Annotated in this window: 22 protein-coding genes; 21 read left to right on the forward strand and 1 reads right to left on the reverse strand. The window is 65.5% G+C overall.

The genetic code is table 11. The annotated features are described in order from the left end of the window. Nucleotides 1-103: 103 nt before the first annotated feature. From KPL81_RS16280 to KPL81_RS16345, 14 genes are all read left to right on the forward strand, one after another. Nucleotides 104-3847: a nitrate reductase subunit alpha gene (locus tag KPL81_RS16280; RefSeq protein WP_219793075.1), complete on the forward strand. Its 3744-nt coding sequence runs from the start codon at nt 104-106 to the stop codon at nt 3845-3847. Beyond that, the gene (gene narH, locus KPL81_RS16285; protein ID WP_209475512.1) at nt 3844-5406 is read left to right on the forward strand and encodes a nitrate reductase subunit beta; all 1563 of its coding nucleotides are present in this window, start codon (nt 3844-3846) and stop codon (nt 5404-5406) included. The genes KPL81_RS16280 and narH overlap by 4 nt, the downstream gene beginning before the upstream one ends. Then, nucleotides 5399-6187, forward strand: coding sequence for a nitrate reductase molybdenum cofactor assembly chaperone (gene narJ, locus KPL81_RS16290; protein ID WP_219793076.1), 789 nt, complete (start codon nt 5399-5401; stop codon nt 6185-6187). Before narH ends, narJ begins: the two co-directional genes overlap by 8 nt. Before the next feature lie 24 nt (nt 6188-6211). Then, nucleotides 6212-6898, forward strand: coding sequence for a respiratory nitrate reductase subunit gamma (gene narI / locus KPL81_RS16295; RefSeq protein WP_219793201.1), 687 nt, complete (start codon nt 6212-6214; stop codon nt 6896-6898). A gap of 71 nt (nt 6899-6969) precedes the next feature. Further along, the gene (locus tag KPL81_RS16300) at nt 6970-7788 is read left to right on the forward strand and encodes a peptidylprolyl isomerase (RefSeq protein WP_219793077.1); all 819 of its coding nucleotides are present in this window, start codon (nt 6970-6972) and stop codon (nt 7786-7788) included. Between the two features lie 9 nt (nt 7789-7797). Continuing rightward, entirely contained in the window at nt 7798-8382 is a 585-nt protein-coding gene (moaB, locus tag KPL81_RS16305) for a molybdenum cofactor biosynthesis protein B (protein WP_219793078.1), read from the forward strand. Then, complete coding sequence (locus KPL81_RS16310; RefSeq protein ID WP_219793079.1) at nt 8379-9620, forward strand: molybdopterin molybdotransferase MoeA; 1242 nt, start codon at nt 8379-8381, stop codon at nt 9618-9620. Before moaB ends, KPL81_RS16310 begins: the two co-directional genes overlap by 4 nt. After that, nucleotides 9580-10323, forward strand: coding sequence for a Crp/Fnr family transcriptional regulator (locus KPL81_RS16315; protein WP_209475522.1), 744 nt, complete (start codon nt 9580-9582; stop codon nt 10321-10323). The genes KPL81_RS16310 and KPL81_RS16315 overlap by 41 nt, the downstream gene beginning before the upstream one ends. A 52-nt stretch (nt 10324-10375) precedes the next feature. Then, nucleotides 10376-10795, forward strand: a complete 420-nt coding sequence (locus KPL81_RS16320; protein WP_219793080.1) for a putative zinc-binding protein — start codon at nt 10376-10378, stop codon at nt 10793-10795. Continuing rightward, nucleotides 10792-11778 carry a GTP 3',8-cyclase MoaA gene (gene moaA, locus KPL81_RS16325; protein WP_219793081.1) on the forward strand — a complete coding sequence of 329 codons (987 nt, stop codon included), beginning with the start codon at nt 10792-10794 and terminating at the stop codon, nt 11776-11778. Before KPL81_RS16320 ends, moaA begins: the two co-directional genes overlap by 4 nt. Before the next feature lie 220 nt (nt 11779-11998). Next, a complete protein-coding gene (locus KPL81_RS16330) occupies nt 11999-12310 on the forward strand; it encodes a hypothetical protein (protein ID WP_209475528.1) in 312 nt (103 codons plus the stop codon). A 19-nt stretch (nt 12311-12329) separates the two neighbouring features. Further along, entirely contained in the window at nt 12330-13538 is a 1209-nt protein-coding gene (locus tag KPL81_RS16335; protein WP_219793082.1) for a M24 family metallopeptidase, read from the forward strand. Nucleotides 13539-13600: 62 nt separating this feature from the next. Continuing rightward, the gene (locus KPL81_RS16340) at nt 13601-15196 is read left to right on the forward strand and encodes a BCCT family transporter (protein ID WP_219793083.1); all 1596 of its coding nucleotides are present in this window, start codon (nt 13601-13603) and stop codon (nt 15194-15196) included. Continuing rightward, nucleotides 15196-15954 carry a creatininase gene (locus KPL81_RS16345; protein ID WP_240549334.1) on the forward strand — a complete coding sequence of 253 codons (759 nt, stop codon included), beginning with the start codon at nt 15196-15198 and terminating at the stop codon, nt 15952-15954. The genes KPL81_RS16340 and KPL81_RS16345 overlap by 1 nt, the downstream gene beginning before the upstream one ends. Before the next feature lie 41 nt (nt 15955-15995). Here the strand turns inward: KPL81_RS16345 and KPL81_RS16350 are convergent, their stop codons facing one another. After that, on the reverse strand, nt 15996-16859 hold the full coding sequence (locus KPL81_RS16350) for a LysR family transcriptional regulator (protein ID WP_219793084.1): 864 nt from the start codon (nt 16857-16859) through the stop codon (nt 15996-15998). A 204-nt stretch (nt 16860-17063) separates the two neighbouring features. On the opposite strand from KPL81_RS16350, the gene KPL81_RS16355 reads away from it, so the two are divergent. The 7 genes from KPL81_RS16355 to purU all read left to right on the forward strand — a co-directional run bounded on the left by KPL81_RS16355 (nt 17064) and on the right by purU (nt 26054). Continuing rightward, nucleotides 17064-18101, forward strand: coding sequence for a GlxA family transcriptional regulator (locus KPL81_RS16355; RefSeq protein WP_219793085.1), 1038 nt, complete (start codon nt 17064-17066; stop codon nt 18099-18101). Nucleotides 18102-18395: 294 nt separating this feature from the next. Then, nucleotides 18396-19697 carry a serine hydroxymethyltransferase gene (glyA, locus tag KPL81_RS16360; RefSeq protein WP_209475537.1) on the forward strand — a complete coding sequence of 434 codons (1302 nt, stop codon included), beginning with the start codon at nt 18396-18398 and terminating at the stop codon, nt 19695-19697. A gap of 50 nt (nt 19698-19747) precedes the next feature. Continuing rightward, the gene (locus KPL81_RS16365) at nt 19748-20998 is read left to right on the forward strand and encodes a sarcosine oxidase subunit beta family protein (protein ID WP_209475539.1); all 1251 of its coding nucleotides are present in this window, start codon (nt 19748-19750) and stop codon (nt 20996-20998) included. Nucleotides 20999-21010: 12 nt separating this feature from the next. Next, a complete protein-coding gene (locus KPL81_RS16370) occupies nt 21011-21403 on the forward strand; it encodes a sarcosine oxidase subunit delta (protein WP_219793086.1) in 393 nt (130 codons plus the stop codon). After that, nucleotides 21400-24450 (forward strand): sarcosine oxidase subunit alpha, encoded by a 3051-nt coding sequence (locus KPL81_RS16375; protein ID WP_219793087.1) that lies wholly within the window; start codon nt 21400-21402, stop codon nt 24448-24450. The genes KPL81_RS16370 and KPL81_RS16375 overlap by 4 nt, the downstream gene beginning before the upstream one ends. Further along, nucleotides 24443-25093: a sarcosine oxidase subunit gamma gene (locus KPL81_RS16380; RefSeq protein WP_219793088.1), complete on the forward strand. Its 651-nt coding sequence runs from the start codon at nt 24443-24445 to the stop codon at nt 25091-25093. Before KPL81_RS16375 ends, KPL81_RS16380 begins: the two co-directional genes overlap by 8 nt. A 94-nt stretch (nt 25094-25187) precedes the next feature. Beyond that, nucleotides 25188-26054, forward strand: coding sequence for a formyltetrahydrofolate deformylase (gene purU / locus KPL81_RS16385; protein ID WP_219793089.1), 867 nt, complete (start codon nt 25188-25190; stop codon nt 26052-26054). The last annotated feature ends 66 nt before the right edge of the window (nt 26055-26120 follow it).

The raw sequence follows: 26120 nt of genomic DNA on the forward strand, positions 1-26120 counted from the left end.
CTTCAAGCACCTGCCTGACGGTCGTGTCGAACACGTCGCGCGACCCGGCAGGCGGGGTGGCCCGGGCGGCCACGCATCACATCAAGGAGCCTGGAGATCGACCATGAGTCACTTCTTAGATCGGCTGAATTTCTTCCGCAAGGCGCGCGAACCCTTCGCCAACGGCCATGGCGAGACCCGCGAGGAGTCCCGTGGCTGGGAGGACGGCTACCGTCAGCGCTGGCAGCACGACAAGGTCGTGCGCTCCACCCACGGCGTGAACTGCACCGGCTCCTGCAGCTGGAAGATCTACGTCAAGAACGGCCTGGTCACCTGGGAGACCCAGCAGACCGACTATCCGCGCACCCGCCCGGACCTGCCCAACCATGAGCCACGGGGCTGCCCGCGCGGCGCCAGCTACTCCTGGTACATGTACAGCGCCAACCGCCTCAAGTACCCGCTGATCCGCAAGCCGCTGCTCAAGCTGTGGCGCGAGGCCAAGCAGCAGCATGGCGACCCGGTCGACGCCTGGGCCTCCATCGTCGAGGACCCGGCCAAGGCCAAGCAGTACAAGCGTGCCCGCGGCATGGGCGGCTTCGTACGCGCCGACTGGGACGAGCTCAACGAGCTGATCGCCTCGTCCAACGTCTACACCGCCAAGCAATACGGTCCCGACCGCGTCATCGGCTTCTCGCCGATCCCCGCCATGTCGATGGTCAGCTACGCCTCCGGCGCCCGCTACCTGTCGCTGATCGGCGGCGTCTGCCTGTCGTTCTACGACTGGTACTGCGACCTGCCGCCGGCCAGCCCGCAGACCTGGGGCGAGCAGACCGACGTGCCCGAGTCGGCCGACTGGTACAACTCCGGCTATATCATTGCCTGGGGCTCCAACGTGCCCCAGACCCGGACCCCGGACGCTCACTTCTTCACCGAGGTGCGCTACAAGGGCACCAAGACCGTCTCCATCACCCCCGACTATGCCGAGGTGTCCAAGCTCACCGACGAGTGGCTGTCGGTCAAGCAGGGTACCGATGCCGCCCTGGCCATGGCCATGGGCCACGTCATCCTCAAGGAATTCCACCTCGACAAGCCCAGCGCCTACTTCACCGAGTACGTGCGCAAGTACTCCGACATGCCCTTCCTAGTCGAGCTGGAAGCGCGTGAGGACGGCAGCTTAGTGCCCGGCAAGCAGCTGCGTGCCAGCGACTTCGATGCCAACCTGGGCCAGGACAACAACCCCGAGTGGAAGACCGTGGCGTGGGACGAGACCCGCGACCAGCTGGTGGTGCCGCGCGGCTCCATCGGCTTCCGCTGGGGCGAGGATGGCAAGTGGAACCTCGAGCCGCGCGACGCCGACGGCGAGGAGATCCACCCGCTGCTGACGCTGGCCGAGCACCACGACGACGTGGCCAAGGTGGCATTCCCCTACTTCGGCGGCATCGCCCACGAGCACTTCGACCACGTGGCCGGCAACGAGCTGCTGTTCCACAGCCTGCCCGCCAAGCGCCTGAAGAAGGCCGATGGCAGCGACGTGCTGGCGGTCACCGTTTTCGACCTCATGTGCGCCAACTACGGCATCGATCGCGGCTTCGGTGAAGACGACGGCGCCCGCTCGCTGGACGAGGTCAAGCCCTACACCCCGGCGTGGCAGGAGAAGATCACCGGCGTGCCCGCCGAGCAGGTCACCCGCATCGCCCGTGAGTTCGCCGACAACGCCGACAAGACCCAGGGTCGCAGCATGGTCATCGTGGGCGCCGCGATGAACCACTGGTACCACATGGACATGAACTACCGCGGCCTGATCAACATGCTGATCATGTGCGGCTGTATCGGCCAGAGCGGTGGCGGCTGGGCCCACTACGTGGGGCAGGAGAAGCTGCGCCCGCAAACCGGCTGGACCCCGCTGGCCTTTGGCCTCGACTGGCAGCGTCCGCCGCGCCACATGAACGGTACCTCGTTCTTCTACAACCACTCCTCGCAGTGGCGCTACGAGAAGCTGCAGGTCAAGGAGATCCTCTCGCCGCTGGCCAACCCGGCCGACTACAGCGGCAGCCTGATCGACTTCAACGTGCGTTCCGAGCGCATGGGCTGGCTGCCCTCCGCGCCGCAGCTCGGCACCAACCCGCTGCGCCTGGCCGAGAAGGCCAAGGCCGCCGGGCTCTCCACCGCCGACTACGCTGTCCAGCAGCTCAAGAGCGGCGAGCTGGCGTTCGCCGCCGAGGATCCGGACAGCCCGCAGAACTTCCCGCGTAACATGTTCATCTGGCGCTCCAACCTGCTGGGCAGCTCGGGCAAGGGCCACGAGTACATGCTCAAGTACCTGCTGGGGACCCGTCACGGTATCCAGGGCAAGGACCTGGGCGAGATGGGCGGCGTGAAGCCGGAAGAGGTGAAGTGGCACGACGAGGCGCCGGAGGGCAAGGTCGACCTGGTGGTCACTCTGGACTTCCGCATGTCTTCCACCTGTCTCTATTCGGACATCGTGCTGCCGACGGCGACCTGGTACGAGAAGAACGACCTCAACACCTCGGACATGCACCCGTTCATCCACCCGCTGACCGCGGCCACCGACCCGGCGTGGGAATCACGCAGTGACTGGGACATCTACAAGGGCATCGCCAAGGCCTTCTCCAAGGTCTGCGTGGGGCACCTGGGCGAGGAGACCGACCTGGTTACCCTGCCGCACCAGCACGACTCCCCCGCCGAGCTGGCCCAGCCCGAAGTGAAGGACTGGAAGAAGGGCGAGTGCGAACCGATCCCCGGCAAGACCATGCCGGCGCTGATCGAGGTCAAGCGCAACTATCCGGAAACCTACGAGCGCTTCACCTCCGTGGGTCCGCTGCTCGAGACCATCGGCAACGGCGGCAAGGGCATCGCCTGGAACACCGAGTCCGAGGTCGAGCTGCTCGGCAAGCTCAACTACCGCAAGACCGAAGGCCCCGCCAAGGGCCGGCCGAAGATCGACAGCGCCATCGACGCCGCCGAGATGATCCTGACCCTGGCGCCGGAGACCAACGGCCACGTGGCGGTCAAGGCGTGGGGCGCACTGTCCAAGATCACCGGGCGCGACCACACCCACCTGGCGATCAACAAGGAAGAGGAGAAGATCCGCTTCCGCGACGTGGTGGCCCAGCCGCGCAAGATCATCTCGAGCCCGACCTGGTCCGGCCTGGAGGACGAGCACGTTTCCTACAACGCCGGCTATACCAACGTTCACGAGCTGATCCCGTGGCGTACCGTCAGCGGCCGCCAGCAGTTCTACCAGGATCACCCCTGGATGCGCGCCTTCGGCGAGAGCCTGCTGACCTACCGCCCGCCGATCAACACCAAGACGGTGACCGGCTTCACCATGCCCGAGGACAACGGCAACCCGACCAAGGCGCTCAACTGGATCACCCCGCACCAGAAGTGGGGCATTCACTCCACCTACAGCGACAACCTGCTGATGCTGACGCTCAACCGCGGCGGCCCGGTGGTATGGATGTCGGAACCCGATGCCCAGGAGATCGGCATCGAGGACAACGACTGGATCGAGCTGTTCAACGCCAACGGCGCGATCACCGCACGGGCCATCGTCAGCCAGCGGGTCAAGGCCGGCATGGTGATGATGTACCACGCCCAGGAGCGCCAGGTGAACGTGCCGGGCTCCGAGGTCACCAAGACCCGTGGCGGCATGCACAACTCCGTGACCCGGGTGTGCCCCAAGCCGACCCACATGATCGGCGGCTACGCGCAGCTCTCATACAGCTTCAACTACTACGGCACCGTTGGCTCCAACCGCGATGAATTCGTCCTGATCCGCAAGATGAAGAACGTCGACTGGCTGGACGGCGAAGGCAACGACAGCGTTCAGGAGACCGTGAAATGAAGATTCGTTCACAGGTAGGCATGGTCCTCAATCTCGACAAGTGCATCGGGTGCCACACCTGCTCGGTCACCTGCAAGAACGTGTGGACCAGCCGTGAAGGTCTGGAGTACGCCTGGTTCAACAACGTCGAGACCAAGCCGGGCATCGGCTATCCCAAGGAGTGGGAGAACCAGGACAAGTGGAAGGGCGGCTGGATGCGTCGCCGCGACGGCAAGATCGAACCGCGCATCGGCGGCAAGTGGCGGGTGTTGGCGAACATCTTCGCCAACCCCGACCTGCCCGAGATCGACGACTACTACGAGCCGTTCGACTTCGACTACCAGCACCTGCATACCGCCAAGCAGGGCGACCACCAGCCGGTGGCACGTCCCCGCTCGCTGGTCTCCGGCCAGCGCATGAACAAGATCGAGTGGGGGCCGAACTGGGAGGAGATCCTCGGTACCGAGTTCGCCAAGCGTCGCAAGGACAAGAACTTCGAGCAGGTGCAGGCCGACATCTACGGCCAGTTCGAAAACACCTTCATGATGTACCTGCCGCGCCTGTGCGAGCACTGCCTCAACCCGGCGTGCGTGGCCTCGTGCCCCAGCGGTGCGATCTACAAGCGCGAAGAGGACGGCATCGTCCTGATCGACCAGGACAAGTGCCGCGGCTGGCGGATGTGCATCTCCGGCTGCCCGTACAAGAAGATCTACTACAACTGGAAGACCGGCAAGTCCGAGAAGTGCATCTTCTGCTACCCGCGCATCGAAGCGGGCATGCCGACGGTGTGCTCGGAAACCTGCGTGGGTCGTATTCGCTACCTCGGCGTGCTGCTTTACGACGCCGACCGCATCGAAGAGGTGGCGAGCTCGCCCGACGTGCGCGACCTCTACCACCGCCAGTGCGAGATCTTCCTCGACCCGCACGATCCCGAGGTGATCGCCCAGGCCAAGCGCGACGGCATCGCCGATAACGTGATCGCCGCGGCCCAGGCCTCGCCGGTCTACAAGATGGCCATGGACTGGGGACTGGCGCTGCCGCTGCATCCCGAGTACCGCACCCTGCCGATGGTCTGGTACGTGCCGCCGCTGTCGCCGATCCAGACCGCCGCCGAGGCGGGCAAGGTCGAGTACGACGGCGTGCTGCCCAAGATCGAGTCGCTGCGCATCCCGGTGCGCTACCTGGCCAACATGCTCACCGCCGGTGAGGAGGAGCCCGTGGTGCTGGCGCTCAAGCGGCTGATGGCGATGCGCGTCTACATGCGCAACAAGCACGTCGAGGGCAAGGTCGACACCGCCGTGCTCGACGCCGTCGATCTCAGCGAGGCACAGGTGGAGGAGATGTACCGCTACCTCGCCATCGCCAACTACGAGGACCGCTTCGTGGTGCCGACCAGCCACCGCGAGATGGCCACCGAGGCCTTCCCCGAGCGCGGCGGCTGCGGCTTCAGCTTCGGCGACGGCTGCCACGGCGAGAGCAAGCCGAGCCTGTTCAACGGCCGTAAGCAGACCAGCGCGCTGGTCAAGCCGGTCGACGTCTTCGATCCGAAGACAGGCACCAAGGAGACCCACCATGGCTAATGCAGCACTTCAGATGCCTCAGGAAGCCATGATCCAGCCCGACGTCGGCATGCGCAGCCTGCGCGTGCTGGCCCGGCTGCTCGACTACCCCACCGAGGCGTTACAGGGCGCGGTGGATGAGCTGATCGAGGCGCTTTATGTTGAGCGCCGCCTGTCGGCGGCGCTGCGCGGTGACCTGATGAGCTGGTGCCAGCGCATCCACGAGGCCGACCTGCTCGAGCTGCAGTCCGACTACGTGGCGCTGTTCGACAAGGGCCGTGCCCACTCGCTGCTGCTGTTCGAGCACGTCCACGGCGAATCCCGCGACCGCGGCCAGGCGATGGTCGACCTGATCGACGAATACCAGGCCGCCGGCTTCGAGCTCGACGCCCGCGAACTGCCCGACTACCTGCCGCTGTTCCTGGAGTACCTCTCCACCCGCAGCGAGGAGGAGATCGGCCGCTGGCTGGGCGAGATCCGCCATATCCTGGCGCTGCTCACCGCACGCCTGGAAGAGCGCGGCGCCGACCAGGCACTGGTGACCCGCGCGCTGCTGGCGATGATCGGCGCCGAGGAGGACGTGGAAGCGCAGCGCGAGGCGGTGGTCGGCGAGACGCGCGACGACACTCCCGAGGCGCTGGACGCGGTATGGGAAGAGGAGGCAGTGCGCTTCTCCGCCCAGTCCGACGAAGACTGCGCGCTGCAGTCGGCCGAAGGCCGGCGCCTGGCCGAGCGCAAGCGGGCGATCCAGGGTGAGGCGGTACGCATCCTCGATCCCGTCGATGCCGCCAAGAAACACTAACGGAGACCTGTCATGAGCACTTTCATGAACTACATCGATTCCCTGCTGTTCGGGCTCTACCCCTACCTCGCCGGCAGTGTCTTCCTGATCGGCAGCCTGATGCGCTACGACCATGGCCAGTACACCTGGAAGACCGGCTCCAGCCAGATGCTGTCGTCGAAGAACATGCGCATGGCGAGCAACCTGTTCCATATCGGTATCCTCGTCATCTTCTTCGGCCATCTGGTCGGTCTGCTGACACCGCACTGGGTTTACGAGCCCTTCATCACCCCCGGCGCCAAGCAGGTGATGGCCGTGGTGGTCGGCGGTATCGCTGGCATCATGTGTCTGGTGGGCGGCGCCATGCTGTTCCATCGTCGCCTGACCAACCCGCGCGTGCGTGCCTCGTCCAGCCCCATGGACACCGTGATCATCGGCCTGCTGGTGCTGCAGGTCACGCTCGGGCTGCTCACCATCCTGCCCACCCTGGGCCACCTGGACGGCAGCGCGATGCTGAAGTTCTCCGGCTGGGCGCAGTCCATCGTCTACTTCCAGGGCGGCGCCGCGGCGTACCTGGAGGGCGTGAGCTGGATCTACAAGCTGCACATCCTGATCGGCCTGACCATTATCCTGGTGTTCCCCTTCACCCGCCTGGTGCACGTCTGGAGCGCACCGATGGGCTATGTGACGCGGCGCTATCAGATCGTGCGTCGCCGCGCCGGTGGCGTGTAAGAGGATGAGCCTGGCTGCGCTTGTCAATCGGTGCGAGCGCAGCCTGCAGCAGGATTCATGAGGTGACTGACATGCAAATGATCGAGATCGAACAGCTGCCGGGCCGCTACGCGCCGCCCCTCGTCAAGGTCGGCGACAAGGCGATCGACGAGGACAGCATCGCCCGCGAGATGCAGTACCACCCGGCGGCGAGCGCCGACGAGGCGAAGCTGTCGGCAGCTCGCGCGCTGGTGGTTCGCGAGCTGCTGCGCCAGCGCGCCGTCGAGCTCGGTCTGACGGCCGAGACCGATGACGAAGGCGACACCGATGCCGCCATCGTCGCGCTGCTCGAACAGGAGCTGGACGTGCCGGAGCCGGAAGAGGCGGCCTGCCGGCGCTTCTTCGACGCCGAACCCGAGCGCTTCAGCGCGCCGACACGTCTCGCTGTGCGCCACATTCTGCTGGCCGCCGCACCCGACGATGCCGAGGCACGCGACGCCCAGTACCGCCTGGGCGAGACGCTGATCGAGGAGCTCAAGGCCATCCCCGAGCGCTTTACCGAATTCGCCATGCGCCACTCCGCCTGCCCGTCGAAGAGCGAGGGCGGCGAGCTGGGCTGGCTGGCACAGGGGCAGACCGTGGCCGAACTCGACCGCGCCCTGCAGCACCTGCCCGAAGGGCTGCACGACCGGCCGCTGGCCTCACGCTACGGCTGGCATGTGGTGAGCATCGATGCGCGTGCCGGCGGACAGCGCCTGCCTTTCGAAGAGGTCGCCGAACGTGTACGCCACACCCTGCGCGAGCAGGCGACGCGACGCGCCCTGCGCCACTACCTGCTGGCGCTGGAAGCCGAGATCGGTGTCGAAGGCGTGGAGCTCGACGACGATGCCGCCGGCAGCTTGATGCAATAGGAGAGAGTCATGTCCCACGTTCACGCCAACGCCCGCTTCGTGCCGCTCGGTATCAGTGTGCTGACTGTGTCCGATACCCGCGGCTTCGACCGCGACGGCAGCGGTGACCTGCTCAGCGAACGCCTGTCGGAGGCCGGCCACGTGCTGGTCGACCGGCGTATCGTACCCGACGACATCTATCGCATCCGGGCGGTGGTCTCCAAGTGGGTGGTGCGCGACGACGTGCAGGTCATCCTGGTCAACGGCGGTACCGGCTTCACCGTGCGTGACACCACGCCCGAGGCACTCGCGCCGCTGTTCGACCGCGCCATCGACGGCTATGGCGAGCTGTTCCGCCAGCTCTCCTACGACAGTATCGGCACCTCCACCGTGCAGTCGCGGGCGGTAGGCGGTGTGGCCAACCGTACCCTGATCTTCGCCATGCCCGGCTCGCCCAAGGCCTGTGCCACCGCCTGGGACGGCATTCTCGAAAGCCAGCTCGACGCCCGCACCCGGCCCTGCAACTTCGTGGCCATGGTGCTACCCGAGCAGCCGGCCTGCGCCAGCCGCGAGACGCCGACAGTGCCTGACCGTGGTCAAGGAGCCCACGCATGAGCTGTGCCACCCTGGCCAAGGGACTGCTCGACCTGGAGGTGGCCCGGGCGCGCATGATCGCCGCCGCCGAACCGGTGCGTGGAGAGGAACGCGTGGCGCTGGAGCAGGCGGCCGGCCGTGTGCTGGCGTGTGATCTCGTCGCTCGCCTGGACATGCCCGGCATCGACAACAGCGCAATGGATGGCTATGCCCTGCGCATCGCGGAACTCACCGAGGCCGGCCTGCCGGTGGTGCTGCGGGTGCCGGCGGGGGCCGAGGTCGAAGCGCTGCCCGCGGGGGGCTGTGCGCGGATTTTTACCGGCGCGCCGATCCCCAAGGGGGCCGACTGCGTGGTGCCCCAGGAGCGGGTCAGGCTCGACGCAGCGGGGCGAGTGCACGTCATCGGCGAAGCCACACCGGGTGCCAACATTCGCCGTCGTGGCGAAGAGTACCGCGAGGACGATGCGCTGCTGGGGGCGGGGTGGACGCTGAACGCCGCGGCGCTGGCCCTGCTGGCGAGCCAGGGCATCGCTGAGGTGCCGGTATTGTCGCGCCTCAGGGTGGCGCTGATCTCCACCGGCGACGAGCTGATCGAGCCGGGCGAGCCGTTCAGCCCCGGGCGCGTGTACAACAGCAATCGGGTAATGCTGAAGGCACTACTGGAACGGGCCGACTGTGTGGTGCTCGACCTGGGCGTGATCGCCGACGATCCCGATGCCCTGCGCAGGGCCTTCAGCGCCGCTCGCGACGGTGCCGACCTGGTGATCTGCACCGGCGGCGTCTCGGTCGGCGAGGAGGACCACGTCAGGCCCGTGCTCGACGAGCTGGGCGGGCTTCGGTTCCATGGCGTGGCGATCAAGCCGGGCAAGCCGTTTGCCTTCGGCTACCTGGATGACGGCTCGCCCGCGGGCGTGCCACTGATCGGCCTGCCGGGCAACCCCGTGGCGTCGCTGGTGGGCTGGCACCTGCTGGCACGACCTTTCGTTCTGGGCTGCCAGGGGCGCAGCGTCGGGCCGCTGCAACAGTATCGCGTGCGTGCCGGCTTTTCGCGGCGAGCCAGCCGGGGGCGGCGTGAGCTGTTGCGCGTCACGCTCGATTGGCAGAACGAGGGGCCGGTAGCCTTGCTCGCCGGCGGTCAGGGCTCCCACATGCTACATGCCGCTAGCCAGGCGCACGGCTATCTGATGATGGCCGCCGATACCGACGTGGAGGAAGGTCATGAATACCTCTATCTACCCGCCGGACAGTTCGTCGACTGACCTGCTGTTCAAGCCCAAGCAGCTCCGCGAGCTGGTGCAGGGCGTGCCGTGGCTGGGCGAGCTGGACGAAGACGAAGTCACCGAGCTGCTCGAGGACACCGAACTCAAGACGCTCAAGACCCGAGAGTGGCTGTTTCGCCAGGACTCACCGGCGCACTGGCTCTACATCGTCATCAACGGCGCCGTACGCCTGGCGCGCAGCGCCGGCGACGGGCGGCTCGCCACCATTCGCTGCGTCGAGCGCGGCGGTACCCTGGGCGAGCTGAGCATGGTCTCCAGCGCCGGGGTCTACCTCTACTCGGCAGAGGCGCTGCGGCGCACCCACGTACTGGCGATACCTGCCCGGCGCTGCCGCGAGATCATGGATCGCCAGCCCGCCTGCCGTGCGGAGTTCATGAGTCGTCTGGCGCTTGAGCTCACCGAACGTCTCGAGGACCTGGCGCTGCTGACCCAGGCCGATGCCATGTCGCGGTTGGTCAGCTACGTGCTGCGCCAGTTGCCGCCGGGCCGCAGCAGAAGTCCGCGGGTGGTGCGTTTGTCGATCCCCAAGCGCTGGCTCGCCGCCCAGTTGGCCATGACACCGGAAACCCTGTCGCGGCTGCTGGCCAAGCTGCGCGACAGCGGCGTGATTGGCATCGACCGCCAGCGCCTGACGGTGCTCGACGAACAGAAGCTGCGCGACGCCATGCTGGCGGACGACTGAGTCGTCGCCTCGGCGCGCCATCCGGTCGTACAGTCGTACCTAGGGAGGCGGTATGTCCCGAACCAAGCAGAAACCCAACACCCTGGTCTACTCCTGCTCCGGCTGCTCGGACGTGGCGCAGCTGGCCAACGACGTCGCCGTAAGGCTCGACCATAGCGGTGTGGCCGAGATGTCGTGCATTTCCGGCGTCGGTGGAGGCGTACCCGGCCTGGTACGCATCGCCCGTGCCGGCCGGCCGATCGTGGCCATCGACGGCTGCCAGATGCACTGCGTGACCCACTGCCTGGCCCGCGCCGGCGTGACGGCCACCGAACACGTCAAGCTCTACGAGAAGGGCTTTCGCAAGCGCCGCGGCCAGCGCTTCGACGATGAGGTCGTCAGTGAAGTGGCCGAGCAGATCGGCGGTCTGATCGCCCGCTTGCCGATGGACGCCCCGGCCCATGTCGAGGGAAGCGTCGAGGAAAACGCATGAACCTGATCGACGGCTTCGGCCGCACCGTGCGCTACGTTCGCCTGTCGGTCACCGACCGCTGCGACTTTCGCTGCGTCTACTGCATGGCCGAGGAAATGACCTTTCTGCCTCGCGCCAAACTGCTCACGCTGGAAGAGATCGCCGCGCTGTCGCGCGCCTTCGTCGAGCTTGGCGTCGAGAAGATTCGTCTGACCGGCGGTGAGCCGCTGGTGCGCCGCGGCATCGAGGACCTGGTGGCCGAGCTCGGCGCGCTGCCGGGCCTGCGTGACTTCGGCATGACCACCAACGGCGCCGGGCTCGCCAAGCACGCGCGTGCCCTCTATCAAGGCGGGCTCAAGCGGCTCAACGTCAGCCTCGACTCGCTCGACCCCGCGCGCTTCCGCGCCCTGACCCGTACCGGCGACCTGGCCCGGGTCATCGACGGCATCCGTGCCGCCCGCGACGCCGGCTTCGAGCGCATCAAGCTCAATGCGGTGATCCTCAAGGGGCGCAACGACGACGAGATTCTCGACCTGGTCGAGTTCGCGCGGCGGGAGCGGGTGGATATAAGCTTCATCGAGGAGATGCCGCTGGGCCAGGCCATCGGCCACGACCGCGCCGAAACCTTCTGTGGAAGCGATACGGTGCGTGCCGCTATCGAGGCGCGCCATCCGCTGCTGCCTACTACCGAGACCACCCTGGGGCCGTCGCGCTATTTTCGGATGCGCGACTCGAACATCCGGATCGGCTTCATCTCGCCGCACAGCCACAACTTCTGCGCCGCCTGCAACCGCGTGCGCGTCACTGCCGAGGGCCGCCTGCTGCTGTGCCTGGGCAACGAGCACTCTGTCGACCTGCGTGGCGTGATGCGCCGCCACCCCGGCGACCTCGAGCGGCTCAAGGCCGCCATCGTCGCCGCCATGCAGAACAAGCCCGAACGCCACCACTTCACCACCGACGGTGACGTTCAGGTGGTGCGCTTCATGAACATGACCGGGGGCTGACCCCGGCTCCGCTCTCCCTCGTCTCTCGCTGACGCGGCGGCCGTCAGGCCGCCGCGCCTGGCGGTCTTCCCCGAACTTTGCTTCCACTCACGCCGGGATCTGGCTTGCCGCGGCCCTCTCTGTGTTGGCATTGCTGACGCCAATGCCCCTATTTGCACTAGTCATTGGTGTTGCCGATCAGCGCTGGCCATAGTCTCTCCAGACAGCAGGAGAGCAGATCATGAAAACTTGGCGGTTAGTGCTGCGCAGCGTCTCGAATTCCGGTGCATTACAAGATGCCGCTGCGCTGAAACGCAATGTCGCCAACTTCTTGCGTGTCGTCGAAACCTACGAAGTGCAGTGCCTTGGCATTCCGCTATTCGGTATCGACTTTTATGCCAAGGATGACGAATTCAACCATGTCATGCGGATGATCAGGATTATCGAAGAACGATACCGACTTTCCGTCATGCAGTTCAGTGAACTGGCCGAAATCGATGAGCCCAGTGTGACGATAAAGGTCGGTTGCCAACCTGCGACATATGTCGCGTGATAACGAAGGAGACAACAACATGAAGCTTCCCTCATTGATTGAAATTCCGAACGGTGACAAGGTTACGCCGACCTTTTCCGATGCCGAGATGCACGGGCGACTGAAGCGGCTGCGGGAGTACATGGCGGCCAATGACGTCGACGCTGTCGTGTTGACTTCTTATCACAATATCAACTATTTCAGCGATTTCGTTTACTGCAAGTTCGGGCGCGATTACGGCCTGGTCGTGACCCAGGATCGCTTTACCACCGTCACCGCCAATATCGACGGCGGCCAGCCCTATCGGCGCAATCGCCTGGGCGATAATATCGTCTACACCGACTGGCAGAAGGACAACTTCTTCAAGGCGGTAAAACAGCTCTGTGAAGGCAAGCGGCGCGTGGGTGTCGAGTTCGACCACCTCACGCTGCAGAACCAGCAGAAGCTGCTCTCCGCGCTCGGCGAGGTGGAGCTCACCGATATCGGCGTGCCGACCATGAAGATGCGCATGATCAAGTCGGTCGAGGAGATCGCCCTGATCCGCCAGGGCGCGCGCATCGCCGACGTTGGCGGCGTGGCCGTGCGCGATGCGATCAAGGCCGGCATGCCGGAGTACGAAGTGGCCCTGGCCGGTCAGGCCGCCATGGTGCGCGAGATCGCCAAGACCTACCCGAACAGCGAGCTGATGGACACCTGGGTCTGGTTCCAGTCGGGCATCAACACCGACGGCGCTCATAATCCGGTGACCAGCCGGCGCGTGCAGCCCGGCGACATCCTGAGCCTCAACACCTTCCCGATGATCTCGGGCTACTACACCGCACTGGAGCGCACCCTGTTCTGCGAGCACGCCTCCGACGAGCACCTGCGCCTGTGGGAGGTCAACTGCGAGGTGCACCGGCGCGGCCAGGAGCTGATCAAGCCCGGCGTACGCTGCTGCGACATCGCCCACGAGCTCAACGAGATCTTCGCCAAGCACGACCTGCTGCAATACCGCACCTTCGGCTACGGCCACTCCTTCGGCACCCTTAGCCACTACTACGGCCGCGAGGCCGGCCTTGAACTGCGCGAGGACATCGAGACCGTGCTCGAGCCCAATATGGTGGTCTCCATGGAGCCGATGATCATGGTGCCGGAAGGGCGCCCGGGGGCCGGCGGCTACCGTGAGCACGATATCCTCGTCGTGAATGAACACGACGCCGAGAACATCACCGGCTTCCCGTACGGGCCGGAGCACAACATCATCAAGTAGGTATCGAGGGGGCGCTGCGCCCCCTTTCTGCATATAAGAACAAACGACAGAGGAGGACGGCTATGGTCCTGCACTCGGGCCCCTTCAAAGGGGTAAACCCACTGGTGACCCTGGTATCGGTCATCGTCATGGCGGCGTTCATCGCGCTGGCCATTCTCTTCCCGCAAGCCACCACGGCGCTGATCGACAGGGGAAGGACCTTCGTGACCTTCTATTTCAACTGGTGGTACGTCGGCCTGGCGGCGAGTTTCCTGATCTTTCTGCTGGCCCTGGCATTCAGCAAGTACGGACGCCTCAAGCTCGGGGAGGAGCACGAAAAGCCGGAGTTCGGCTACTTCACCTGGTTTGCCATGCTCTATGCCGCCGGCCAGGGCATCGGCATCATCTTCTGGTCGATCGCCGAGCCGATCATGCACCTCTCCCAGGGGACGCCCTTTTCCTCGGCGGTAGACAACGCCGAAGCCGCCGACATCGCCATGCGGCTGGCCTATTTCCACTGGGGCCTGAACGCCTGGGCCATCTACTGCATCGTCGCCCTCGGCCTTGCCTTGATGGCCTACCGCTACGGCAAGCCGTTGAGCATCCGCTATACGCTCTATCCCTTGCTGGGGGAGAAGGTCAATGGCTGGATTGGTAACCTCATCGATATCATTGCTGTCTTTGCCACCCTCTTTGGTATTGCCACTTCCCTGGGCCTGGGCGTTCAGCAAATCAATTCCGGCCTTAATTATCTTTGGGACGTGCCTGTCAATAGCCTGGTACAGGTGGCGCTGATCGGCGTGATTACCGTACTGGCCCTGATCTCCGTGCTGACCGGGCTCAAGCGCGGCATCAAGTATCTTTCACAAGCCAATATGTGGCTGACCTTCTTGCTTCTGGCCTTCTTCTTCGCCTTCGGGCCGACACGCTACATCATCGGCGGGCTGCTTGAATCAACGGGCGATTACCTGCGTTCGGTGATTCCTCTGAGCTTCTACACGGGCAGCAACGCGACGGCGGCCAACGGTGCCACGTCATGGCAGGACTCCTGGCAGGGCTGGTGGACCGTCTTCTACTGGGGCTGGTGGATGTCGTGGGCACCGTTCGTGGGGGTCTTCGTCGCTCGCGTCTCTCGTGGGCGTACCATCCGCGAGTTCATCTTCGGTGTGGTGGGTGTGTCCTCGCTGCTCTCCTTCGTCTGGCTCTCCGCCTATGGCGGCACCGCGCTGTACGAGGAGCTGTTCGGCAGTGGCGGCATCTCCGAAGCGGTGTCCAAGGACGTCTCGCTGGCGCTCTATGCGACCTTCTCCGCCATGGATGTCGGCGTCATTGGCGTAGTGGCCGGGTTCTTCGGCACGCTGCTGGTCGCGACCTACTTCATTACCTCATCCGATTCGGGAACCCTGGTCATCACCACCATCCTCAGCGAGGGTGACCCGCATCCGCTTTCCCGGCATCGTGTCTTCTGGGGCGTCATGGAGGGGGCCGTCGCGGCCGTGCTGCTGCTGGTGGGCGGGGCCTGGGCGCTGTCGACCCTGCAGACGGCCGCCATTCTCTCGGCGCTACCCTTCTCCCTGATCATGGCGCTGATGGCCTTCTCGATCGTGCGCGCCGTGCAGCAGGATAGCGCCTTTCGACGCGAATACTCGCTGAAGACCATGACGGAGGGAAAAACCTGATGAATAGCGTCAAGCTGGCGGAGCTGGACTGGATGACCTACCGCGACCGGGTGCAGGATGGCGGCTGCCGAATCCTGCTGCCGGTGGGAGCCATCGAGCAGCACGGGCCGCACATGTCGTTGAACCCGGACGTGCTGATACCGGAATACATCGCCTGTCGCGTGGCCGAGCGCAGCGGCAACATGCTGGTCGCGCCGCCCATTGCCTACGGCTACAAGTCGCAGGTGAAATCGGGAGGCGGCAACTTCTTCCCCGGCACCACCTGCGTCAGCGGTCGCGCTCTGGAGGAGTACGCCTATGACGTGATCCTCGCCTACGCGGCGCATGGCAACCGGGAGTTCGTGCTGATCAACGGCCATTTCGAGAACTCGATGTTCCTGGTCGAGGCGGCCGATCGAGTCGTGAAGCACGCCAGGCTGTCCGGCAAGGAGATACGGGTTGTGCTGCTCTCCTACTGGGATTTCATCAGCGAGGCCACCATCGAGAAGGTCTTCCCGGACGGTTTCTCGGGCTGGGCGGTCGAACACGGCGGCGTGCTGGAAACCTCGATCATGCTGAAGATCCATCCTGAGCTGGTGGATATGGCGAAGGTGGTCGAGGTTCCTCCCGCCGAGTTTCCGCCCTATGACGTCTTCCCGCCGGATCCCAGTTGGGTGGCGAGTTCGGGCACGCTGTCATCGCCGGCCAAGGCCACGGTGCAGAAGGGAGAGTGGATTCTCGACGAGTGCATCGAGAAGATTGCCGGGACCTTTGGGTGAGGCGGCGGCATTGCCGGCCCAAGGGGCCGGCAATGCCTCAGTTACATGTTGGCGAGTCCGGAACGCAAGAAGTCGAGTACATGGCGAGAGGCGATGTTGAGTTCCCTCTCCTTGTAATACAGGCCGATGCAGACCCGACCCAGTGCCGGAAGGCTCCGGGAACTCTCGGCATGCTTCAGGTGCTCGGGAATCACCGATTTCGCCATTGCCGTGATACCCAGCCCCTCTTCCACAGCCGAGAAGATGCCGAGCAGGCTGGTGCTCGTGTACATGAAGCGGAAGGGGTGCTGCTGCGATTGCAGAGCCTCTTCCATCAGGGAGCGATAGACACAGCCTTGAGGGTAGGCGATCAGCGGTATGGGGTCGTCATAGCCATTGATGAGCCGGCTGTCCTTGTAGACCCACTCCAGGCCCTCCAGCCGGTAGTCGCGCGCGTCCCGGTCCTCGTCCTCCTTGGCGTACTCCATGGCCAGGGCAAGATCATAGTGCCCCTTCTGATAGCGCTGCAGGATGACCTTGCTGATCTCGCAGTCGACTTCGACCACGATGTTGGGGTAGACGCGCGAGAGGTTCCTCAGCGCCTTGGGCAGAAATGCCAGTTCGAAGTCGTTGGGTATGCCGAGCCTGACCTTGCCGGAAACGTTGTCGCCCCTGACCCTGGCAATGATCTGGTCGTTGATCTCGAGCATCTGGCGTGCGGCCTCGTAGAGATACTCGCCATCCTCCGTCAGCTCCAGGCTGGAACCGCGCAGGAAGATCTTGGTGTTCAGCAGCTCCTCGAGTTTCTTGACCTGCAGGCTGATAGCCGGCTGCGAGCGACCCAGCAGCTCGCCTGCACTGGTGAAACCGCCCAGGTCCTTGATGGTGACGAAGGTGCGCAGAAGATCGGTGGGTATGTTGGTCATTGGCTTGCCATGGTCATGTCGGGTATCGCCCTGGGGAGGCAACTTGGCGGATCGCGACTAACGGCTCGTCTCGGTATGCCTGCGACTAGCTTGCCTTACTTTCCCGGGCGCCGCACAGCCTCTTGCCTACTTTGCAGAATGCGATAGAGTCGAGGCGATGGGCCTCGTTCGCCCGGCAGCATTCTTCGCGACGCAGGAGCCGTCATGAATCTTCCTCTCAGGGGCGAGCCCCTCTCGGTCGGCTTCGTCCTGCTGCACCGTTTCACCCTGCTGCCTTTCGCCGCCTTCGTCGATTGCCTGCGCCTGGCGGCCGATGAGGGGGATCGCAGCCGCCAGCTGCGCTGCCACTGGACCTTCATGACCAGCACCGGCGAACCGGCGGCCTCCAGCTGCGGGGCGTCCATCACGCCTTGCCAGCCCTTCCGGGACCCGCAGGAGTTCGACTATATCGTGGTGATCGGCGGCGTGCTGGACGATGCCGACCGGGCCGATACCACGGCACTGGCTTACCTGCGTCGGGCGGCAAATGCCCAGGTGCCCCTGGTCGGGCTGTGCACCGGTGCCTTCGCCCTCATTCAGGCCGGCCTGATGAATGGGCGACGCTGCTGCGTCAGTTGGTATCACCACCGCGACATGATCCAGCGCTTTCCCACCATCGAGCCGGTAGCCGATCGGCTGTTCGTCGATGACGGCGACCGCCTCACCTGTGCTGGCGGTACGGCGGGGGCGGACCTCGCCGCCTATCTGGTCGAGCGACACCTGGGCAAGGCGTGGGCGATGAAGAGCCTACGTATCATGCTGCTCGATGAAGCCCGGGCAGGCGCTCACCCGCAGCCGCAGCCGGTGGTATTCGGCAAGATCGAGGATCGTCTGGTGCGGCGTTCCATCGCCGTGCTTGAGCAGCACCTGGGTGAACCGATCTCGATGGATGCGCTGGCCGAGCGCGTCGGAACCTCGCGGCGTAACCTGGAGCGCCGCTTCCGCGAGACGCTGGGCGTCGGTCCGCAGAAATTCGCTCGCGACCTTCGCCTGCGCTATGGGCTGTGGCTGCTGCACTACACAGGCAAAAGCGTCACCGAGATCGGTGAGCGCTGCGGCTTCGCCGATACGGCCCATTTTTCGCGCCATTTCCGCAGCGCTTTCGGTATGCCGCCGTCGGAGATGCGCAAGCGTGCCGAAGAACCGGGAAGCGACCGGGTCGACCCTTTCTTCCTGCATATCGAATCCCGTCCGGCGGTCTGACTGTTATAACGCTATCTCCCGCCTCACGGGTGCTCCAGGCATATGCCCATGCCCCGCGCGCAACGTTCGCCAAAAGTGGTAGGCCGAGCTCGGCGGTACCTGTCATTCAGCAAAGCTGTCGCATTTATTCAATCTTTCTCTCTCTCGTGCGCCTTTAATCGACGCATGGGCCGAATACCCTTTGCGCTGGTTATCCGCGCATAAGGATTTCAAATTTTAAGCGCCGCCGGGTTGTCGATAGATTGCTAAAACGCACCCAGCCCTGAATCAACAGCCATAACAACGGAGTCAGTCATGAACCAAGCCGGACTCGCATCATTCGATTCCCAGATCGCCGCCGCCATCGCCGAAGAAGTGGCGCGTCAGGAGGCACACGTCGAGCTGATCGCCTCGGAAAACTATGCCAGCCGCGCGGTCATGGAGGCCCAGGGCACCCAGCTCACCAACAAGTATGCCGAAGGCTACCCGGGCAAGCGCTACTACGGCGGCTGCGAGCACGTCGACGTGGTCGAGAAGCTTGCCATCGAGCGTGCCTGCAGCCTGTTCGGCGCCGATTACGCCAACGTCCAGCCCCACTCCGGGGCGCAGGCCAACGCCGCTGCCTTCATGGCGCTGGTCAAGCCGGGCGACACCGTGCTCGGCATGAGCCTGGCCCACGGCGGCCACCTGACCCACGGCGCAGCGCCCAATTTCTCCGGCAAGCACTACCACGCCGTGCAGTACGGCCTGAACCCCGAGACCGGCGAGATCGACTACGAGGAAGTCGAGCGTCTGGCGCGTGGTCACAAGCCCAAGCTGATCATCGCCGGCTTCTCCGCCTACTCCCGTGTGGTCGACTGGCGGCGCTTCCGCAACATCGCCGACGAAGTGGGGGCGTGGCTGATGGTCGACATGGCCCACGTGGCGGGGCTGGTCGCCGCCGGACTCTATCCGAGCCCGATTCCCTACGCCCATGTGGTCACCACCACCACCCACAAGACCCTGCGTGGCCCGCGTGGCGGCCTGATTCTCTCGGCCCACGGCGACCAGGAGCTGTACAAGAAGCTCAACGGGGCGGTGTTCCCCGGTCAGCAGGGTGGCCCGCTGATGCACGTGATCGCGGCCAAGGCGGTGGCCTTCAAGGAGGCCATGAGCCAGAACTTCGTGCAGTACCAGCAGCGCGTGATCGATAACGCCCAGGCCATGGCCGAGGTGTTCCTCGAGCGCGGCTTCGACGTGGTCTCCGGCGGTACCGACGATCACCTCTTCCTGGTCTCGCTGATCCGCCAGGGTGTGACCGGCAAGGACGCCGATGCGGCGCTGGGGCGTGCCCACATCACCGTCAACAAGAACGCCGTGCCCAACGATCCGCAGAGCCCCTTCGTTACCTCCGGCCTGCGCATCGGCACGCCGGCGGTGACTTCACGCGGCTTCGACGTGGCCGACTGCCAGGCGCTCGCCGGGTGGATCTGCGACATCCTCGATGTGCTGGCCGAGGGTGACGACAGCGAGGCCGTGGAGGCCGAGGTGCGCGCGAAGGTCGCCGAGCTGTGCGAACGGCATCCGGTCTACGGCGCCGCCGCTCCGGCCGCGACCCAGGAAACCGCCACCGCCTGAACCCGTTTGTCACCGGCCCCGCTCGGCGGGGCCGGTCGAGGAGAGAGAAGATGCAACGCTATTCAGGATTCGGGCTGGCCAAGCACGCCCTGAGCCACCACGAGAACTGGGAGCGCCAGTGGCGCAACCCCACGCCCAAGAAGCAGTACGACGTGATCATCGTCGGCGGCGGCGGCCACGGCCTGGCCACTGCCTACTATCTGGCCAAGGAGCACGGCATCAAGAACGTGGCGGTGCTGGAGAAGGGCTGGCTGGGCGGCGGCAACACCGCGCGCAACACCACCATCGTGCGCTCCAATTACCTGTGGGACGAAGCCGCGGCGCTTTACGAACATGCCATGAAGCTGTGGGAGGGACTGTCGCAGGATCTCAACTACAACGTGATGTTCTCCCAGCGTGGGGTGATGAACCTGGGCCACACGCTGCAGGACATGCGTGACATCCAGCGCCGGGTCAACGCCAACCGTCTGAACGGCATCGACAGCGAAGTGCTCACCCCGGAGCAGATCCAGGAGATCGTGCCGATCATGGACTGCTCGAAGAACGCACGTTACCCGATCATGGGGGCGTCCTGGCAGCCGCGGGCGGGCGTGGCGCGCCACGACGCCGTGGCCTGGGGCTATGCTCGCGCCGCTGACGCGCTGGGCGTCGACCTGTTGCAGAACACCGAGGTCACCGGCTTCAAGATCCGCGACGGCCGCATCTACGGCGTGCACACCAACCGTGGCGACATCGAGGCCAAGACCGTCGGCTGCGTGGCGGCGGGCAACTCGGGTGTGCTGGCGAAGATGGCCGGCTTCCGTCTGCCGCTGGAGTCGCACCCGCTGCAGGCGCTGGTTTCCGAGCCGCTCAAGCCGATTCTGGACACCGTGGTGATGTCCAACCACGTGCACGGCTACATCAGCCAGAGCGACAAGGGCGACCTGGTCATCGGTGCCGGTATCGACGGCTACAACGGCTATGGCCAGCGCGGCAGTTATCCCACCGTGGAGCACACCCTGCAGGCCATCGTCGAGATGTTCCCGATCTTCTCGCGGGTACGCATGAACCGGCAGTGGGGCGGCATCGTCGACACCTGTCCGGACGCCTGCCCGATTCTCTCGGCCACGCCGGTGAAGGGCCTGTTCTTCAACTGCGGCTGGGGCACCGGCGGCTTCAAGGCCACCCCGGGCTCGGGCCACGTATTCGCCTGGACCCTGGCCAAGAACCAGGCCCACCCGCTCGCAGCCCCGTTCTCCATCGACCGTTTCCATACCGGTGCTCTGGTAGACGAGCACGGTGCGGCCGGCGTTGCTCACTGAGGAGGCACTTCCATGTTTCATATCTACTGCCCCTACTGCGAGGAGCTCCGCGAGGAAGAGGAGTTTCATCCCAAGGGTGAGGCGCACATCGTGCGGCCCAAGGATCCCGAGGCCTGCACGGACGAGGAGTGGGGCGACTACCTGTTCTTCCGTGACAACCCGCGCGGTATCCACCACGAGCTGTGGGTTCACGCGGTCGGCTGTCGCAAGTTCTTCAACGTCACGCGCAATACCGTGACCTACGAGATCCTCGAGACCTACAAGATCGGCGAACGGCCGACGGTCACCGCCGAGCATTTGGCGGGCGGGGACAAACAAGGCAACGTGCAGGTCGCCAGCGGCGGACAACAGACCGTGGGTGCCAGCGGCGCCGCCGTGGCATCGGTCAAGGGAGAGCGGGCATGAGCAAGTCCTTGAAACAGCCGAATCGTCTCAAAGAGGGCGGGCGCATCGACCGCTCGCGCAAGCTGAGCTTCACCTTCAACGGCCAGCGCTACCAGGGCCATGCCGGCGACACCCTCGCCTCGGCGCTGCTGGCCAACGGGGTGGACATCGTCAATCGCAGCTTCAAGTACTCGCGCCCGCGCGGCATCGTCGCCGCCGGCGCCGAGGAGCCCAATGCGCTGATCCAGCTGGGCAGCACCGAGGCGGCCCAGGTACCCAACGTGCGTGCCACCCAGCAGGCGCTGTTCGACGGGCTCGTCGCGCGCAGCACCAACGGCTGGCCCAACGTGCAGCACGACCTCATGGGCTGGGTGGGCAAGGTGGGTGGCCGCTTCATGCCGCCGGGCTTCTACTACAAGACCTTCATGGCTCCGGCCTCCATGTGGATGACCTACGAGAAGTACATCCGCAAGAGCGCCGGCCTGGGTCGCAGCCCCATGGAGCGCGATCCCGACAGCTATGATCACCTCAACCAGCACTGCGACCTGCTGGTGATCGGTGCCGGCCCCGCCGGCCTGGCGGCGGCACTGACCGCTGCGCGCAGCGGCGCCCGGGTGATCCTGGCCGACGAGCAGGAGGAGATGGGTGGCTCGCTGCTCGACAGTCGCGAGCTGGTCGACAACCAGCCGGCCGCCCAGTGGGCGGAGCGCGTGCTGAAGGAGCTCGCGGGGCTGGACAACGTCACCCTGCTGGCCCGCACCACCGCCAACGGCTACCACGACCACCATTTCGTGACGCTGCACGAGCGGCGCACCGAGCACCTGGGCGAGACGGCACCGCTGGTGAACGGCCACCGTCCCTCGCGCTCGCGCATGCACCGCGTGCGTGCCGGCCAGGTGCTGCTGGCCACCGGCGCCCACGAGCGGCCGCTGGTCTACGGCAACAACGATCTGCCGGGCAACCTGCTGGCCGGTGCGGTCTCCACCTACATTCGTCGCTACGGCGTGGTGCCCGGCCACAAGCTGGTGCTCTCCACCAGCAACGATTACGCCTACCGCGCCGCGCTCGACTGGCTCGACGCCGGCCGCGAAGTGGTGGCCATCGTCGATGCCCGCCCGGCGCCGAACGGCGAGTGGGTCGAGCAGGCCCGCGCCCGCGGTATCCGTATCATCGAAGGGGCCGCCGTGCTCGAGGCCAAGGGAGCTAGCCGCGTCAACGGGGCGCGTGTCGCCACCATCGATGCCGGCGCCTTCAAGGTCACCGGTCAGGCCGAGACGCTGGACTGCGACACTATCGCCAGCTCCGGCGGCTACAGCCCGGTAATCCACCTGGCCTCGCACACCGGGGCGCGGCCGACCTGGAACGAGGAGATCCTCGGTTTCGTCCCCAGCCTGGTCAAGGGCGTGCACGCTGCTGGCAGCGCGCGCGGCATCCACGACCTGGCCGCCGGCATGGCCGACGGGGTCGCCATGGCCGCCCAGGCGCTGGAGGCCCTGAACCGTCCCGTGCAGGCAATCGAGCTGCCGCAGGTCGAGGCCCGGCGCGAGGGAGCGGCCTGTGCGCTCTACCAGATTCCCCACGAGAAGCCGACCCTGCGCGCGCCCAAGCAGTTCGTCGATCTGCAGAACGACGTGACCGCGGCAGGCATCGAGCTGGCAACGCGCGAGGGCTTCGAATCGATCGAGCACGTCAAGCGCTACACCGCCATGGGCTTCGGCACCGACCAGGGCAAGCTCGGCAACATCAACGGCATGGCCATCGCCGCGCGCTGCCTTAACCGGTCGATCCCCGAGGTCGGCACCACGGTGTTCCGGCCCAACTACACGCCGGTCACCTTCGGCGCCATCGTCGGCCGCCACTGCCGTGAGCTGTTCGACCCCGAGCGCTACACTGCGCTGCATCAGTGGCACGTGGAGAACGGCGCCGAGTTCGAGGACGTCGGCCAGTGGAAGCGCCCCTGGTACTTCCCGCAGACGGTCAACGGCAAGAAGGAGAGCATGCACGAGGCGGTGGCCCGCGAGTGCCTGGCGGTGCGCGAGAAGGTCGGCATCCTCGATGCCTCCACCCTTGGCAAGATCGACATCCAGGGCCCGGATGCCCGCGAGTTCCTCAACCGCGTCTACACCAACAAATGGTTGAAGCTCGAGGTGGGCCGCGTGCGCTACGGCCTGATGTGCAAGGACGACGGCATGCTGATGGACGACGGCACCACCAGCTGCCTGGGCGAGAACCATTTCCTGATGACCACCACCACCGGTGGCGCCGCCGGCGTACTGGAGTGGCTGGAACTGTGGCACCAGACCGAGTGGCCCGAGCTGGACGTGACCTTCACCTCGGTGACCGACCACTGGGCCACCATGACGGTGACGGGCCCCGAGGCGCGCAAGCTGCTGGCCGAGATCACCGACATCGATCTCGACCGCAGTGCCTTCAAGTTCATGGACTGGCGCGAGGGCAACGTCGCCGGCGTGCCGGCGCGGGTGTTCCGTATCTCCTTCACCGGGGAGCTGGCCTACGAGATCAACGTCCAGGCCAACTACGCCATGCACGTGTGGAAGACCCTGTTCGAGCACGGCGACAAGTACGGCCTGACGCCCTACGGCACCGAGACCATGCACGTGCTGCGGGCCGAGAAGGGCTTCATCATCGCCGGCCAGGACAGCGATGGTTCGGTGACGCCCGAGGACCTCGGCATGCAGTGGGCCGTCGGCTACGACAAGCCATACTCGTGGATCGGCAAGCGCGCGCTGTCGCGCTCCGACACCCGTCGTACGGACCGCAAGCAGCTGGTGGGTCTCAAGCCCAAGGACCCCACGGTGGTGCTGGAGGAGGGCGCTCAGATCGTCTTCGATCCGGATCACGCCATCCCCATGCCCATGGTCGGCCACGTGACCTCGAGCTACTACAGCCCGACGCTGGGCAGCGGCTTCGCCCTGGCGGTGGTCAAGGGCGGCCATCAGCGCATGGGCGAGACCGTCTACCTGCCCATGGCCGACGGCAAGACCCACGCCGCGGAAATCGTCGGCACGATCTTCTACGATCCCAAGGGAGAGCGCCAGAATGTCTGATTCCACAGCGACCCGGGCCAACGTCTACGACGTGCGCCCCAAGACCGAGGTGCCGGCGGAATCCCCGCTGGCCTGGTCCTACCACACCAGCGGCCGCCCGAGTGTCAGCCAGAAGAGCCGCGTGGTGCTGCGCGAGCGCGCCATGGCCGGGCATATGATCCTGCGCGGCGGCGCCATCGTGCTCGACGAGGCGGTGCGCGGTGTGCTCGGCTTCGGCCTGCCGGCGCGGCCCAATACCCTCAGCCTGAGCGATGACGGCGCGCGCTCGATCCAGTGGCTATCGCCCGACGAGTGGCTCGTCATCGTGCCCGGTGGCGAGGAGTTCACCCTGGAGCGCCAGCTGCGCGAGGCCCTGGGCGATGCCCACTACGCCATCGTCAACGTCAGCGGCGGCCAGACCCTGCTCGAGCTCGAGGGCGACAAGGCGCGCGAGCTGCTGATGAAGTCGACGCCCTACGACGTGCACCCCGACGCCTTCCCGGTCGGCAAGGGCGTCACCACGGTGTTCGCCAAGGCCAACCTGATTCTGCGCCGCCCCACGGAGACCCGCTGGGAGCTGGTGCTGCGCCGCAGCTTCGCCGACTACTGCTACCGCTGGCTGCTCGATGCCGGCGCGGAGTACGCCATCGGCGTGGAGAAGTGACTCGGCGTCTCGTTTGCCAGGCGCGTTTGGCCGGGGTCTCCCCGGCCCTTTTTCCATATGGTGCCCTTTGGCACCAGCCGCCGGAGGGAGCAGCATGAACCGACACGATGATATCTGGATCATGGCCGCGCAGTGTCCCAGTCGCCTGGGGACCGTCGACGTGGTGACCCGCTTTCTCAAGGAGCGGCGCTGCTACATTACCGAGCAGCAATCCTTCGACGACCGTCTGAGCGGTCGCTTCTTCATTCGCACCGAATTTCGCCCCGAGGAGGCCGGCTTCGACGCCGCTGCCTTCCAGGCGGCCTTCGCCGAGCGGGCCGCCGAGTTCGAGATGAGCTCCGAGCTCACGCCGCCGGGACGCTTGATGCCAGTAGTGATCATGGTCTCCAAGGCCGACCACTGCCTCAACGACCTGCTCTACCGCTACCGCACCGGGCAGTTGCCCATCGATATCCGCGCCATCGTCTCCAATCACCCCGACCTGGCGTCGCTGTCGGAGTGGCACGGCATTCCCTATCACCACTTCCCCATCACCGCCGAGACCAAGCCCGAGCAGGAGGCCCAGGTGTGGCGGGTGGTGGAGGAGAGCGGTGCCGAGCTCGTCATCCTGGCGCGCTACATGCAGGTATTGTCGAGCGAGATGTGTGCCAGGCTCTCCGGCCGCGCGATCAACATCCATCACTCCCTGCTGCCCGGCTTCAAGGGCGCCAAGCCCTACCATCAGGCCTACGAAAAAGGGGTCAAGCTGGTCGGCGCCACGGCGCACTATATCAACGATGACCTCGACGAGGGGCCGATCATCACTCAGGGCGTCGAGCCGGTCAGCCATGCCGACTACCCGGAGGACCTGGTTGCCAAGGGTCGCGACATCGAGTGCCTGACCCTGGCCCGGGCGGTGGCGCTGCACGTGGAGCGGCGGGTGTTCCTGAATAGGAACCGTACCGTGGTATTCCAACGTTGACACATTGAGTCCGCGACCGGGGCAGGCTAGCTTGGTGGGCAATCGACGGTCCACCAGGAGAACCGC

It is taken from the genome of Billgrantia antri (genome assembly GCF_019430905.1).
Lineage (GTDB): Bacteria > Pseudomonadota > Gammaproteobacteria > Pseudomonadales > Halomonadaceae > Halomonas > Halomonas antri.